At 68.6% G+C, this 12,658-nt stretch carries 14 protein-coding genes; 2 read left to right on the plus strand and 12 right to left on the minus strand.

The features are described 5' to 3' along the window. Window positions 1–208: 208 nt before the first annotated feature. A complete protein-coding gene (locus ABTZ89_RS25860; RefSeq protein WP_270954154.1) occupies window positions 209–610 on the minus strand; it encodes an SSI family serine proteinase inhibitor in 402 nt (133 codons plus the stop codon). Between the two features lie 246 nt (window positions 611–856). Between ABTZ89_RS25860 and ABTZ89_RS25865 the strand changes: the two genes are divergently transcribed. After that, complete coding sequence (locus tag ABTZ89_RS25865) at window positions 857–1,291, plus strand: carboxymuconolactone decarboxylase family protein (protein ID WP_270954155.1); 435 nt, start codon at window positions 857–859, stop codon at window positions 1,289–1,291. A gap of 76 nt (window positions 1,292–1,367) precedes the next feature. Here the strand turns inward: ABTZ89_RS25865 and ABTZ89_RS25870 are convergent, their stop codons facing one another. The 6 genes from ABTZ89_RS25870 to ABTZ89_RS25895 all read right to left on the minus strand — a co-directional run bounded on the left by ABTZ89_RS25870 (window position 1,368) and on the right by ABTZ89_RS25895 (window position 6,659). Further along, window positions 1,368–2,390, minus strand: coding sequence for an LCP family protein (locus ABTZ89_RS25870; protein WP_351049247.1), 1,023 nt, complete (start codon window positions 2,388–2,390; stop codon window positions 1,368–1,370). A gap of 121 nt (window positions 2,391–2,511) precedes the next feature. Next, window positions 2,512–3,720: a threonine--tRNA ligase gene (gene thrS, locus ABTZ89_RS25875; RefSeq protein ID WP_502949600.1), complete on the minus strand. Its 1,209-nt coding sequence runs from the start codon at window positions 3,718–3,720 to the stop codon at window positions 2,512–2,514. Between the two features lie 204 nt (window positions 3,721–3,924). Then, window positions 3,925–4,230 (minus strand): hypothetical protein, encoded by a 306-nt coding sequence (locus ABTZ89_RS25880; protein ID WP_351049252.1) that lies wholly within the window; start codon window positions 4,228–4,230, stop codon window positions 3,925–3,927. Between the two features lie 201 nt (window positions 4,231–4,431). Next, on the minus strand, window positions 4,432–5,040 hold the full coding sequence (locus ABTZ89_RS25885; protein WP_351049255.1) for an isochorismatase family protein: 609 nt from the start codon (window positions 5,038–5,040) through the stop codon (window positions 4,432–4,434). A gap of 78 nt (window positions 5,041–5,118) precedes the next feature. Continuing rightward, window positions 5,119–6,108, minus strand: a complete 990-nt coding sequence (locus ABTZ89_RS25890; RefSeq protein WP_351049258.1) for a GlxA family transcriptional regulator — start codon at window positions 6,106–6,108, stop codon at window positions 5,119–5,121. 146 nt (window positions 6,109–6,254) lie between these two features. Further along, entirely contained in the window at window positions 6,255–6,659 is a 405-nt protein-coding gene (locus ABTZ89_RS25895) for a VOC family protein (protein ID WP_351049261.1), read from the minus strand. 89 nt (window positions 6,660–6,748) lie between these two features. Between ABTZ89_RS25895 and ABTZ89_RS25900 the strand changes: the two genes are divergently transcribed. After that, on the plus strand, window positions 6,749–7,726 hold the full coding sequence (locus ABTZ89_RS25900) for a helix-turn-helix transcriptional regulator (protein WP_270954576.1): 978 nt from the start codon (window positions 6,749–6,751) through the stop codon (window positions 7,724–7,726). 12 nt (window positions 7,727–7,738) lie between these two features. On the opposite strand, the gene dnaB is transcribed toward ABTZ89_RS25900, so the two are convergent. The 5 genes from dnaB to rpsF all read right to left on the minus strand — a co-directional run bounded on the left by dnaB (window position 7,739) and on the right by rpsF (window position 12,440). Then, window positions 7,739–10,378 (minus strand): replicative DNA helicase, encoded by a 2,640-nt coding sequence (dnaB, locus tag ABTZ89_RS25905; RefSeq protein ID WP_351049265.1) that lies wholly within the window; start codon window positions 10,376–10,378, stop codon window positions 7,739–7,741. Between the two features lie 414 nt (window positions 10,379–10,792). Further along, complete coding sequence (gene rplI, locus ABTZ89_RS25910) at window positions 10,793–11,245, minus strand: 50S ribosomal protein L9 (protein ID WP_270954579.1); 453 nt, start codon at window positions 11,243–11,245, stop codon at window positions 10,793–10,795. A 19-nt stretch (window positions 11,246–11,264) separates the two neighbouring features. Further along, entirely contained in the window at window positions 11,265–11,501 is a 237-nt protein-coding gene (rpsR, locus tag ABTZ89_RS25915) for a 30S ribosomal protein S18 (RefSeq protein ID WP_093151213.1), read from the minus strand. Between the two features lie 45 nt (window positions 11,502–11,546). Continuing rightward, window positions 11,547–12,032 carry a single-stranded DNA-binding protein gene (locus ABTZ89_RS25920; protein ID WP_270954580.1) on the minus strand — a complete coding sequence of 162 codons (486 nt, stop codon included), beginning with the start codon at window positions 12,030–12,032 and terminating at the stop codon, window positions 11,547–11,549. A 42-nt stretch (window positions 12,033–12,074) separates the two neighbouring features. Continuing rightward, window positions 12,075–12,440, minus strand: coding sequence for a 30S ribosomal protein S6 (gene rpsF / locus ABTZ89_RS25925; protein ID WP_270954581.1), 366 nt, complete (start codon window positions 12,438–12,440; stop codon window positions 12,075–12,077). Window positions 12,441–12,658 lie beyond the last annotated feature (218 nt).

The following is a 12,658-nucleotide window of genomic DNA, read 5'->3' on the forward strand; positions in this document are numbered from 1 at the left end:
CAGCGACATCGCCTTCTACATCTTCCGCAGCTCGACCTTCTCGAAGTCGGCCCACTCGATCTCCTGCACCCGGCACCCTCCCGCTCAGGATCTTGTTGCTGCACCTGCGGATCAGGTTAGAGCAGGTGCTCGCAGCGGCGGTCGTCGGAGTGGCCGGCGACCGCCGCTTTCCGGCCCTGCGGTTGGAAATTCGCGGGGCTTCTGCGGATCAGAGGTCGAAGACGACACCGGTTTCGTTCTGCAGGACGCAGGCGTTGGGGTAGCTCTTGGTGTAGCTCACCACGTTTCCGCGCCACTTGCCCTCGAGCTTCGCCGTCACCGGCAAGTACTCCAAGGTGCACGCGCGGGCCAGGTTCGCGTTCATCCGGCGGAAGTCGCCCTGGACCACTTCCAGGTCGCCGCAAGCCTTTTCGGCGAACTTGTGGGAACCGCCCGCGGGGTGGCATTCCAGGACCGCCGCGCGCTGGACCGAAGAGCCCTCGGTGTTCAGCGAGAGGTGGAGGACGCTGGGCAGGGCGGTCTGCGCCGGGGCCGTCGTCGCGGAAACGACCGCGGTTCCGACGATCAGCGCGGAACCGAGCAGAACGCGGCGGGCCAGCTTCACCAACACGGTTACTCCACCTTCCAGTTGATGCACCAGGAGAATCGGCCGCGGTCGAACCCCCGCGGCAGGGAAACACGAAGGACGTTACTGGACCACTTGCCGTAATAACGACTAGCCCGAAAGGGTCGGATTCCGAGTCGCGCTTCGGTTTTCGAATCACGCGCCGTGTCAGCGAACGCCGGAAACCCGGCGCAGTCACGTTTTCGCGCCCAGACTCGTCTCCATGGCGAACACCTGATGGAAGGAAGAACCATGCGACTGGATCTCAGCAAGACCGCCCCCGAACCGTACGCCGGCTTCAAGCAGGCCGACGCGGCGATCCGGCAAGGGCCGCTGGACGAAGCGGTCCGCGAGCTGGTCAAGATCCGGGTGTCGCAGATCAACGGCTGCGTGTTCTGCGTCGACATGCACAGCCGCGAAGCACTGCGAGTCGGTGAGGAGCAGAACCGCCTGCTCCAGCTGCCGGTGTGGCAGGAGTCGGAGCTGTTCGACGAGCGGGAGCGGGCCGCGCTCGGCTACGCCGAAGCCGCGACCCGTCGCGAGCGCATCACCGACGAGCAGTGGGACTCGCTGCGCGAGGCGTTCCCGGACGAGGCCGAGCTCGGACACCTCGTCACGCAGGTTTCGCTGATCAACGCGCTGAACCTGATCGGGGTGCCGCTGGAGATGAAGCCGCCGCGCCGGTAAGCCGGGTTTACCGGCCACGACCGGGGTCGTGAGCGCGCAGCCGTGCTCGAACACCGTTGCGCGCTCACGACCGGGGTCACTCGGTGATCAGGTCCTGGCGGATCGGCTGGTCCGAGCCGACGGCTTCGAACAGCTCGCTCGCCTTCTCCTTGTCCCAGCGGTTCGCTGAGGAGTCGGTGACCGGGACGGTCGTCGTCACCACACCGTCCGACGAGATGCCGCGCATCGCCCAGGCCAGCGACAGCAGGTCGCCGGTGCCGTCCGGTTCGAGCATCGTCAGCGAGCTCGCGCCCTCGTCGGCCAAGCTGTAGGTCCGGAACGGGTTGATCAGGGTGCTGAAGCTCGAGGCCTGCTCGACCAGCGCGCCGATGAACTTGCGCTGGTTGGCGACCCGGTCGAGGTCCGAGCGCGGCGTCGCGTCGCTGTAGCGCATGCGCACGAACGTCAGCGCCTTCTCCCCGTCCAGGGTCTGGCAGCCGGCCTGCAGCGTCTGACCGGTCTTCGTGTCGTGCATCTCCTGGTCCAGGCACATCTCCACGCCGCCGACCGCGTCGACCATCCCGGCGAAGCCGCCGAAGCCGACCTCGGCGTAGTGGTCGATGCGCAGGCCGGTCGCCTGCTCCACGGTCTGCGCCAGCAGCTCCGGGCCACCGATGGCGAAGGCCGCGTTGATCTTGGTCCGGCCCTGGCCCGGCACCGGGACATCGGAGTCGCGCGGGATGCTGATCAGCGTCGGCGGCGTGTCGTTGTCCGGCACGTGCGCGATCATGATCGTGTCCGTGCGCCCCCCATCCGCCTCGCCGACGTGCAGGCTCTCCGCCGTGTCCGGGTCCAGGCCTTCGCGGCTGTCCGAGCCGACGATCAGCCAGTTCGCGCCCGAGCCCGCCGCCGGCCGACCGGAGTAGTCGGGGAAGGCGCCGATCCGGTTGATCGACGAATCGACGCGGAACCAGAGCCACCCCCCGAACACCAGCGGGAACAGGACCAGCGCGAGCAGCACCAGGACCAGCACACGACGACCGCGCCGCCGCGGCGCAGGCCGGTGCCCGTACGCCGGCCGCTGCGCGCCCCAGTCGTTCCGCATCTGTTGGGTGTTCATACCCATCCAGACGTCCTGCGGAGCTTTCGGTTGCCACGTGTCCGGAAAAAAGGGACACGCTGCTGCCGACCGGGTGGTCGACCCCTGGCTGATCGACCACCCGCCCAATCCACTATGGACATCAACTCCAGAGGGCGGTGCTGCGGTTGGCGACCAGGTCGGTGATGTGGGACAACGCCTCAGCCGCCGGCTGGGGATCCAGGCGTTGACCGTCGCGCAGGCGGAGCGAAACCTGATCTTCCGCGGCCTCTTTCGCCCCGATGATCGCCTGGTACGGCACCAGGCGCGCGTCGCGGATCCGGGCGCCGAGGCTGCCGTGCGCCGAGACCTCCGCGCGGAGGCCGAGTTCCAGGCACTGCTGCGCGAGGCGTTCCGCCTGCGGCAGCTCGGCGTCGGAGATCGGCAGCACCACGAGCTGGGTCGGCGCCAGCCAGGCCGGGAAAGCCCCGCCGTGCAGCTCGATGAGGTGCGCGACGGCCCTTTCCGCGCTGCCGATGATGCTTCGGTGCACCATGACCGGCCGGTGCTTGGCGCCGTCCGCACCGATGTAGTGCAGGTCGAACTGCTCGGGCTGGTGGAAGTCGACCTGCACGGTGGACAGGGTCGACTCGCGCCCAGCGCCGTCGGCCACCTGCACGTCGATCTTCGGACCGTAGAACGCCGCCTCCCCTTCGACGGCTTCGTACTCCAGTCCGCTGCGCTCCAGGACCTCGGTCAGCAGCTCGGCCGCCCGCTGCCACTTCTCCGGCGCGGCGACGTACTTCCCACCTTCACCGGCCAGCGAAAGCCGGTACCGAGCAGGCCGGATTCCCATTGCGGCGTAGGCGTTCCGGATCAGCTCCAGCGCGGCGGACGCCTCATCTGCGACCTGCTCCAAGGTGCAGAAGATGTGCGCGTCGTTGAGCTGGATCGCCCGCACGCGGGTCAGACCACCGAGCACGCCGGACAGCTCCGAGCGGTACATGCCGCCCAACTCCGCCAACCGCAGCGGGAGCTCCCGGTAGCTGTGCGAGCGGGACCGGTAGATCACCGCGTGGTGCGGGCACAGGCTCGGCCGCAGCACGACCTGCTCGCCGCCCAGGTCCATCGGCGGGAACATGTCGTCGCGGTAGTGCGCCCAGTGCCCGGAGATCTCGTACAGCTCGCGTTTGCCCAGCACAGGCGAGTAGACGTGCCGATATCCCGCACGCCGCTCGGCTTCGCGGATGTACTCCTCGAGGGTGTGCCGCACGACAGCGCCATCGGGCAGCCAGTACGGCAGGCCCGCGCCGATCAGCGGATCGGTGTCGAACAGCCCCAGCTCGCGGCCGAGTTTGCGGTGGTCGTGCATGGTGGTCTCCTCACCGGTGATGAGGCGGGTGACCACACGACGAAGCTCCGGGGCACCCGCCCCGGAGCTTCGCGAGAACAGCAATCAGCGCGCCGGGACGTCGTCCGGCGTCGTAGTCAGACCAGCGCGCTTCACACCACCAACGTAGCAGAACAAAGCCCGTGAGCACTTTCTGGCGCTATAACGCCACAAAGTGCTCACGGGTCAGTAGCCGTCGCGAAGTCGCTGACGCCACCAAGCCGCAGGCCGCTCAAGTGCCGGATCCCGAAGCGTGCGCCGCCGGAACTCCTCGTCCAGCGGAACCAGGATCCGCCGCAGTTCAGCACGAGTCCGCGGCGGCAGCTCGGACAGCAGCAGCTCCAACTCATCCCGCGCATCCGCCGGGTCATGAGGCGAGTAGAGATCCGCCCGCGGCAAGTACAACCAACGCCCGGGCCGACGCAGGAAGCGGCGATACCGCTTGAGCGCCCACCCGACCCGAGCCTCCCAGTACATCCGGCGGGCCGTCACCCGGTCCAGCTCGGCCCACGGGCCACGTCCGGCACCGCGAATCCGGCCGGGTAGTCGAGGAAAATCCGATTGATCGGCGCGCAACGCGCCAGGCGGCCTACGCGGCATCGCCCTTTCGCGACGGAGTCATCCCGCCATGCTGCCACGAGTTCTCGTGAGTGGCGATGGTCGTGAGAACCACCATCGCCACTCACGACCCGCTCAAGCGCCGAGCGCGTCCGCGGTGTGGACGACGACGCCGAACAGGTCGGTGATCGTGGTCAGCGCGGCCTGCTGGAGCGCAGCGGACGGCACCGCGGTGCCGTCCGGAGCCGACAAGGACCGGGTGGCCGTGGCGTCGGCGACGACCGTCGGCCGGTAGCCGAGGTTGAACGCGCCCTGGGCGGTGAAGGTGACGCACATGTGCGTCATGAACCCGGCCAGCACCAGGTCACCGCTGATCACGCCCAGGTCGTGCAGCGTCTTCTCCAGTTCGGTGGCGTGGAAGGAATTCGGGAACTGCTTGACCACGACGGGCTCGCCGTCGATCGGCGCAACCTCGTCGCAGATGGCACCGATGTGCGCGCGGATGTCGTAAGGCGAGCCCTCGCCACCGTCGTTGACGACGTGCACCACCGGCGTTCCCGCAGCCCGAGCGCGTTCCAGCAGCCGAGCCGCGGCCGCCACCGCCTCCTCCGCACCGTCCAAGGCCATCACACCGGTGCGGTAGGTGTTCTGGACATCGATCAGGACCAGGGCCGACTCGCTCAGCCGAGGCGGCTGGCCGTCCAGACCGATCACGTCGCGCAGGGTCTTGGATGGCGTGCTCATGGAGCGTCCTCTCATCGAAAAACGGCATGGCGAAGCAGTCCCCTCGCCACGCGCCAGGGGAATCAGGTGACTGTCGGATCAGGCGGCCGGAGTGCGGAAGCGCCGCCGGTAGGCCGCCGGGGTGGTGGCGAGCTGCCTCCGGAACGCCCGGTGCAAGGTCTCCGCCGAACCCAGCCCGGATGCCGCCGCGACCTGCTCGAGCGGGGCATCGGTGGTCTCCAGCAGACGACGCGCCAGCTCCACGCGCGCCGCTTCGACGTAGGTGGCCGGGCTCGCGCCCGTCTCCTGCTTGAAGACGCGCGCGAAATGCCGCTCGCTCAAGCACATCCGGGCGGCCAGGGCTCGCGCGGACAGGTCCTCGTCGAGGTGGTCGGCGATCCACAACCGCAGCTCGTCGATGTCCCGACGCGCCGCAGGTCGGCTCAACGGCACGGAGAACTGGCTCTGCCCGCCCTGCCGCTTGAGGTACATGACCAGCTGCCGGGCCACCCCCAGCGCGGTCTGCTCGCCCAGGTCCTCGGCCACCAGGGCCAGGGCGAGGTCCAGGCAGGCGCTGATCCCGGCCCCGGTCCACAAGCGACCGCAGTCGCTGCGGACGAAGATCGGATCCGGGTCGACCGCGATGTCCGGGTACTCGGCGGCGAGCTGAGCGGCGGTCGACCAGTGCGTGGTCGCCGCCTTCCCACCCAGCAACCCGGCCGCGGCCAGCACGTGCGCACCCACGCACACCGAAGCGACCCGCCGGGCGTGCGGAGCGGTCTCCCGCACCCACGCCACGACGTCGTCGTCGACCCGGGCGATGGGCCCGTCATCGGTCATGTCGACCGCGCCCGGCACCAGGAGCGTGTCCACGTCATCGCCGACGTCGGCGAAAGCGACGTCGGCGACCAACCGCACCCCGGCCGACGTCCGGACCTCCCCGGCGACCGGCCCGGCGATGCGGACCTGGTAGCCAGCACGGCCCGCGGTTTCCCGGTTGGCCAGCGCGAAGACCTCGGCAGGCCCGGTCACGTCGAGCAGATCGACGTCCGGGAAGGCCGCGAGGACAACACGGTGCGGAATGGGCATGCCTCCATGTTCACCGCTGCCCCCGACGTCCTCAATGACGACCAACTGTCACATCCGGACACCGACGCAAGGCGCCCTCCCGGTGGAGGATGCCAAGAACGGCGTGCCGACTGCGGTTCAACTGACAACGCCGCTGATAGGGCCGGTCAGCGGGCGAGCCTCGCGCGGGCCTCGTCGGTGAGCGGGGTGAAGAAGTTGACCAGGTTGCCGTCGGGGTCGCGGAACAGCAGGGAGCGGTTTCCCCACGGCATCGTGGTCGGCTTCTGCACGATCTCCGGGGCGACGGCCAGGCTCGTCAACCGTGCGCACTCCCGGTCGACGTCCTCGACGAGGAACTCGAGGATCGCGGTCCGGTTCGACTCGGGCACGGCCGCCCCGGCGCTGAACAGCGCCATCGTCTCGGCACTGCCGATGGCCAACGCGCACGACGGGCCTACGAGCTCGGCGAACTGCTCGGCGGGCCGCCGCGCATCGAGGCCGGTCACCTGCTCGTAGAACTCGACGAGACGGGCGACGTCGTTGGTGATGACTCGGACGGAGACGAGCTGCACGGTGGTTCCTTCCTGCGCTGGAGGGGGACACCGGGCACGTTAGGGGCAATAGTGGACAGGATCCGCCCGGTATTGCGAGGATCTTGTGCGTGACTCGGCCGATCGCCCGCGTGCTGGCGTTGCTGGAGATCCTCCAGCGCGGAGGTACCCGGACCGTCGCCGAGCTCGCCGAGCGACTCGACGTGGACGAGCGCACCGTCCGCCGCTACGTCGGCCACCTCCTCGACCTGGACATCCCGGTCCGCTCGGTGCGCGGGCGGCACGGCGGGTACCGCCTGTCCCCTGGCTACCGGATGCCGCCGCTGATGCTCACCGACGAGGAGGCGCTCGCCGTCCTGCTCGGTCTGGTCGCGGGCCGGCGCGCCGGGTTGCTCAGCACTTCGGTCGCGGCCGCCGAGAGCGCGATCGCGAAAGTCCGCCGAGTGCTGCCCGAACCTCTCGGCCGCCGGCTCGACGCGCTGCTGGAGATCGCCGACTTCACCGCGCCCGCACGATCAGCGCTCACGGCGGAAGCCGAGGTCCTGCTCACCGTCGCGGAGGCGGCGCGGGATCGTCGCCCGGTCGATCTCGGCTACATCGCCGGCCACGGCGGCGCCAGCGAACGCGTCGTCCACCCGTACGGGGTCGTGGCCCACTCCGGGCGGTGGTACCTGACCGGCTTCGACTCCGCCAGCGGGCAGGTGCGCACGTTCCGCGTCGACCGGATCACGACCGTCGAGATGCGCGCTGGAACGTTCGACGTACCAGTCGGATTCGACCCGGCCCAGCGCGTGCTGACCGCGATCGCCGAGGCGCCGCACCAGCACGAGGTGTCCGTGCGGATCCGATCGACGCCCGAGCAGATCTGCTCCGTCTTCCCACCGTCCGTCGTCAAGCTGGAAGAGATCGATCCCGGATCTTCCTGGGTGCGGGCCCGGATCCGAGCACAACGGCTCGAATGGATACCGCCCCTGCTCGCGGCGCTCGATCGACCGTTCGTCGTCGAACGACCCGACGCCCTCCGCGACCTGGTGCGAGCGCTGGCCGACCGGCTCACCGACCACGCCGACGCGCGACCGGAAGACTGATCACGCGCCGGACTACTCCTGGGCCATGTCGACGAAGCGGCTGTAGTGGAGCTGGTGGGCGACCGTGATCGTGGCCGTCGGGCCGGCTCGGTGCTTGGCCAGCACCAGGTCGGCCTCGCCCATGCGGGGGTCGTCGCGCTCGAAGGCGTCCGGGCGGTGGATCAGGATCACCATGTCCGCATCCTGCTCCAGGGAACCGGACTCACGGAGGTCGGAGAGCTGCGGCTTCTTGTCCGTCCGCTGCTCGGGACCACGGTTCAGCTGGGAGATCGCGACCAGCGGCACTTCGAGTTCCTTGGCCAGCAGCTTGAGGTTTCGGGAGAACTCCGAGACCTCCTGCTGGCGGGACTCGACGCGCTTGCCGGAGGTCATCAGCTGCAGGTAGTCCACGACGATGAGCTGGATGTCGTGGCGCTGCTTGAGCCGTCGCGCCTTCGCGCGGATCTCCATCATGGTGAGGTTCGGCGAGTCGTCGATGAAGATCGGCGCCTCGCTGATCTCGCTCATCCGCCGCGCCAACCGCGTCCAGTCGTCGTCGGTCATCCGGCCACCGCGCATGTCGCCGAGCCGGATCCGGGCCTCGGCGGAGAGCATGCGCATGACGATCTCGGTGCGCCCCATCTCCAGCGAGAAGATGACGCTGGCCAACCCGTGCTGCACCGACGCAGCCCGGCAGAAGTCCAGTCCCAGTGTCGAGTTGTGCGTCGGGATCATCGACCGGCTCGCCAAGTACAGGTGATCCGCCGCGTCCACCTCAACGCACCGAACCGGCACACTCGCCACTGGCCGCACGTCGGTGATGTACCGAGTCCCGACCATCCGAGGTGTCCGCGCGTTCCGCTCCTTGTGGACCAGCTGCTTGCGTGTCAGGCGGAAGACGTCGTCCTGCGTCGTGAAGGTGAGCGTGAACGCCGTGGACGAAGCTTCCGTCCTGCCCCGCACGCGCTTGGTCGTCATGCTGCAGCGGTAACCGAGGCTGACGATCAGTTCGTACGTGTCCTGCGCGAGCCGTTCACTGGTCACCGCGAACTGCACGGAGCCGCTGGGTGCAACGGTGCCGTCCGTGTCGAGGAGTCCGGCCAGCAGCGCGCGCCGCTGGGATTCGGAACCACGGAGGTACTCCGCCGGGATGTGCTTGTTCCCGAGCACACCCATCATTCGGAGCAAGGCCTGGACAGTGCCTCGCTCATTGCGGCACTCCTGGCATTGACGCAGCCCGCACGTCGGCTTTCCGCAGTCCGGGCAAGTCGGTTGCGGCACCGGATCGGAGAGGAAGCGCGCCTTGCCGCCGCAGCTCTGCCCACAGGTCCGCACCTGGCTCGTCTTCGGAACGAACACAGCCCCGCAGACCACGCAGTTCCGCTCCGCAATCGGGTCAGCCTGCGGGAACTGGATGCGGTAGAAGCGATCGCGCGTCTGCGGCGCGTGGTACCCCTCGGCCTCCACGTGCATGGCGACCTCTGGATCAGCGCTCGTGAACGCGGCCGAAAGCGAGGTGCCATCGCCGAGCCAGACACCCAGCACGTAGGGCGCGAGCGGGAGGTCCCGCTCCGGGAGGTCGATCGGCTGCGCAGCGTTCACCGAGTGGTTCAGCCGGCGGTCGGCCGTGTTGCAGCGCAGGGTTTCCGCGATCTCCTCCGTGGTGCGGACTTCAGCGAAGGTGCGCTGGTTTCGAGTCCCGCCATGCCCAGCTGCGGCGGCTTGCGCCGACTTCCGCGATGCGCGGGTATCCGTCAGCCACTGGTGTTGGGCGTCTGCCGTGATGACCGTGCCGTCGGAGAACTCGACCTCGTAGCACGGGCGGTCGTGCATGACCTCGGTTGCCGCAACCACCTTCGTCGGCTTTCCGTCCGCGCCGATCAGGTAGTCGCCGACAACGACCTCACCCATCGTCGTCCAGCCCTCGGGGGTGGGCAGCGGTGTGTCGAGCGCCAGTGCCTTGCCCACACCAGGACGGGCCGCGACGATGATCATCTGGCCGGCGTGGAGGCCGTTGGTCAGGGCGTCGAGGTCGACGAAGCCGGTCGGGATGCCCTGGGACTCCCCGCCGCGGGACGCGATCGCGTCGATCTCGTCCATCGTCGGCTGGAGGAGCTCTTCGAGGGCGTGGTAGTCCTCGCTGGCCCGGCGTTCCGTGACGTCGTAGATCGACGCCTGGGCGCGGTCCACGACCTCTTCGATCGCCGCGCCTTCAGAACCGTGGTAGCCGAGCTGGACGATGCGGGTGCCCGCCTCGACCAGGCGGCGCAGGATCGCCTTCTCCGCGACGATCTCCGCGTAGTAGCCCGCGTTCGCCGCTGTGGGGACCGTGGCGATCAGCGTGTGCAGGTAGGGGGCGCCGCCGACCTTGAGCAGCTCCTGGCGGCGCTCCAGCTCCGCGGACACCGTGATCGCGTCCGCCGGTTCACCGCGGCCGTACAGGTCGAGGATGCAGTCGTAGATCGCCTGGTGCGCCGGGCGGTAGAAGTCGTTCGGGCTGAGCGCCTCGACCACGTCCGCGATCGCGTCCTTGCTCAGCATCATGCCGCCGAGCACGGACTGCTCGGCTGCCAGGTCTTGCGGGGGTTGCCGTTCGAAGGTGCTGCCGCCGGCCGGACCGCTGCCGCCGTCGTCCTCGAAGTACGGGTCCTCGGGCTCCTCGGGAACCGCCACCTGACCCGGTCACCTCCTCCGCGCCAAGACCGTCGCGCGCGTTGGGCGCGTGGGCACGCGCGAAGCTAGATCACCCGCACAGAGCAGGCAACCCAGCCTGTGGACAAAGTTCGGGACAACCTGTGGATAGGTTGCATCGAGCCTGTGGATAACTTGCAGCAGCGTTCGGCACAGCTGGGGACAACTTGGGGACAAGTCACCAGCGGTGACAACAAACCCCAGGTCAGAGGCTGTGCGTAGGCTGTGGAAGAAATCCGTGGAAAAGTCCGGGCGTGTCGTCAGCTCGGCGTGTCGGAATCGGCGGAACTTCGTCGTCGCCGTGACAGCCGGTGCACGCGCCGGACGCAGCACCGTCCACCCTTCACCCGAATGGACGGGGTGGACGGTGCTGCGCGTTGCTCCGGTGCTACCGGGTCACTGCTCCTTGGTGACCTGGACGGCGACGTTGGCCGACACGTCCGGGTGCAGCTGCACGTCGACGACGTGCTTGCCCAGCGACTTGATGTGGCCGCGCAGGCTGACCGAACGCTTGTCCAGGTTCGGGCCACCGGCCTTGCGGACCGCGGCGACGACGTCGCCGGGGGTGATCGAGCCGAACAGCTTGCCCTGCGCGGAAACCTTCGCGCTCAGGGTGACGCCGCCCAGGTTCTGCAGCTGCTGCTTCAGCTCGTGGGCGTGCTCCAGGTTCCGCACGCGGCGGTTCTCCTGGACGCGGCGGATCGTCTCGATCTGCTTCTGCGCGCCCTTGGTGCCCACGATGGCGAGGCCCTTGGGCAGCAGGTAGTTGCGCGCGTAGCCGTCCTTGACCTCGACGATGTCGCCGGACTCGCCCAGGTTGGACACGTCAGCGGTGAGGATGATCTTCACGACGTGACTCCTTTCCGGTTCAGCGAGCGGTCGAGGTGTAGGGCAGCAGCGCCATCTCGCGGGCGTTCTTCACCGCGATGGCGACGTCGCGCTGGTGCTGGCTGCAGTTGCCGGTCACGCGACGGGCACGGATCTTGCCGCGGTCGGAGATGTACTTCCGCAGCAGGGTCGTGTCCTTGTAGTCGATCTGCGCAGCCTTGTCCTTGCAGAAAACGCAGACCTTCTTCTTCGGCTTGCGCACGGGCGCCTTGGCCATCGGTCTTCCTCCTGAACGAAAACTTCGAGAGCGTTGTCGCCGCGTTTAGAACGGCGGCTCGTCGCTGAACCCACCGCCGGAACCGGCAGGTGGTGCGGAACCCCACGGGTCGTCGGCCGGCGGACCGGCCGGGCTGCCCCCGCCGCCGCTGAAACCGCTGCCGCCACGGCTCACCTTGTTGACCTTGGCGGTCGCGTAGCGCAGGGACGGACCGATCTCGTCGACCTCGAGCTCGACGACGGTGCGCTTCTCGCCCTCCTTCGTCTCGAAGGAGCGCTGGCGCAGTCGGCCCTGCACGACCACCCGCATGCCGCGGGTCAGCGACTCGGCCACGTTCTCCGCCGCCTGCCGCCAGATGTTGCAGCGCAGGAAGAGGGCTTCGCCGTCCTTCCACTCGCCGCTCTGGCGGTCGAAGGTCCGGGGCGTGGACGCGACGGTGAAGTTCGCGACCGCGGCACCCGACGGGGTGAAGCGCAGCTCCGGGTCGGCGGTCAGGTTGCCGACCACCGTGATTACCGTTTCACCAGCCATGACCTGGGGACTCCAGTCTGGTCGTTAGCGGTTCGGGCCGGATCAGGCGTTGGCCTGAGCCGCAGCAGCAGCCGCGGCGCGAGCCTTGGCGGCACGCGCGGCCTTGCGGGGCTCGACGACCTTGCGCAGGACCTTGGTCCGCAGGATCGACTCGTTGAGGTTCAGCTGCCGGTCCAGTTCCTTGATGGTGGCCGGCTCGCTGTTGAGGTCCAGGACGACGTAGATGCCCTCGGAGTTCTTCTCGATCTCGTAGGACAGCCGACGACGGCCCCAGACGTCGACCTTCTCGACGGTGCCACCGTCGTTGCGGACGACGTTGAGGAAGTTCTCCAAGGACGGAGCGACGGTGCGCTCGTCCAGGCTCGGGTCCAGGATGACCATGAGCTCGTAATGACGCATGAAGACCATTCACCTCCTGTGGACTCACGGCCATGGACTTTCCATGGCAGGAGGGTCGTTCGCGTCGAACAACTGGACAAGGCTAGCAAGCCCCGCCGACACCCCGGCGGACGGGGCGCCGCACTCCGGAGGCCGGGCCGCAGGTGTCGGCGTGTTGAACGGGCACCCCGCTACACACTGGAGGAATGGCGTGACCGTGGTGGATTCTCGTGGCTCGGAACCGGGCC

The organism is Saccharopolyspora sp. NPDC002686 (assembly GCF_040295745.1).
Lineage (GTDB): Bacteria > Actinomycetota > Actinomycetes > Mycobacteriales > Pseudonocardiaceae > Saccharopolyspora > Saccharopolyspora oryzae.

Coding starts and splice junctions, on each gene's coding strand:
- ABTZ89_RS25865 (WP_270954155.1), top strand. CDS start 857: ATGCGACTGGATCTCAGCAAGACCGCCCCCGAACCGTACGCCGGCTTC.
- ABTZ89_RS25870 (WP_351049247.1), bottom strand. CDS start 2,390: ATGAACACCCAACAGATGCGGAACGACTGGGGCGCGCAGCGGCCGGCG.
- thrS (WP_502949600.1), bottom strand. CDS start 3,720: ATGCACGACCACCGCAAACTCGGCCGCGAGCTGGGGCTGTTCGACACC.
- ABTZ89_RS25885 (WP_351049255.1), bottom strand. CDS start 5,040: ATGAGCACGCCATCCAAGACCCTGCGCGACGTGATCGGTCTGGACGGC.
- ABTZ89_RS25890 (WP_351049258.1), bottom strand. CDS start 6,108: ATGCCCATTCCGCACCGTGTTGTCCTCGCGGCCTTCCCGGACGTCGAT.
- rpsR (WP_093151213.1), bottom strand. CDS start 11,501: ATGGCCAAGGCGCCCGTGCGCAAGCCGAAGAAGAAGGTCTGCGTTTTC.
- ABTZ89_RS25920 (WP_270954580.1), bottom strand. CDS start 12,032: ATGGCTGGTGAAACGGTAATCACGGTGGTCGGCAACCTGACCGCCGAC.
- rpsF (WP_270954581.1), bottom strand. CDS start 12,440: ATGGTCTTCATGCGTCATTACGAGCTCATGGTCATCCTGGACCCGAGC.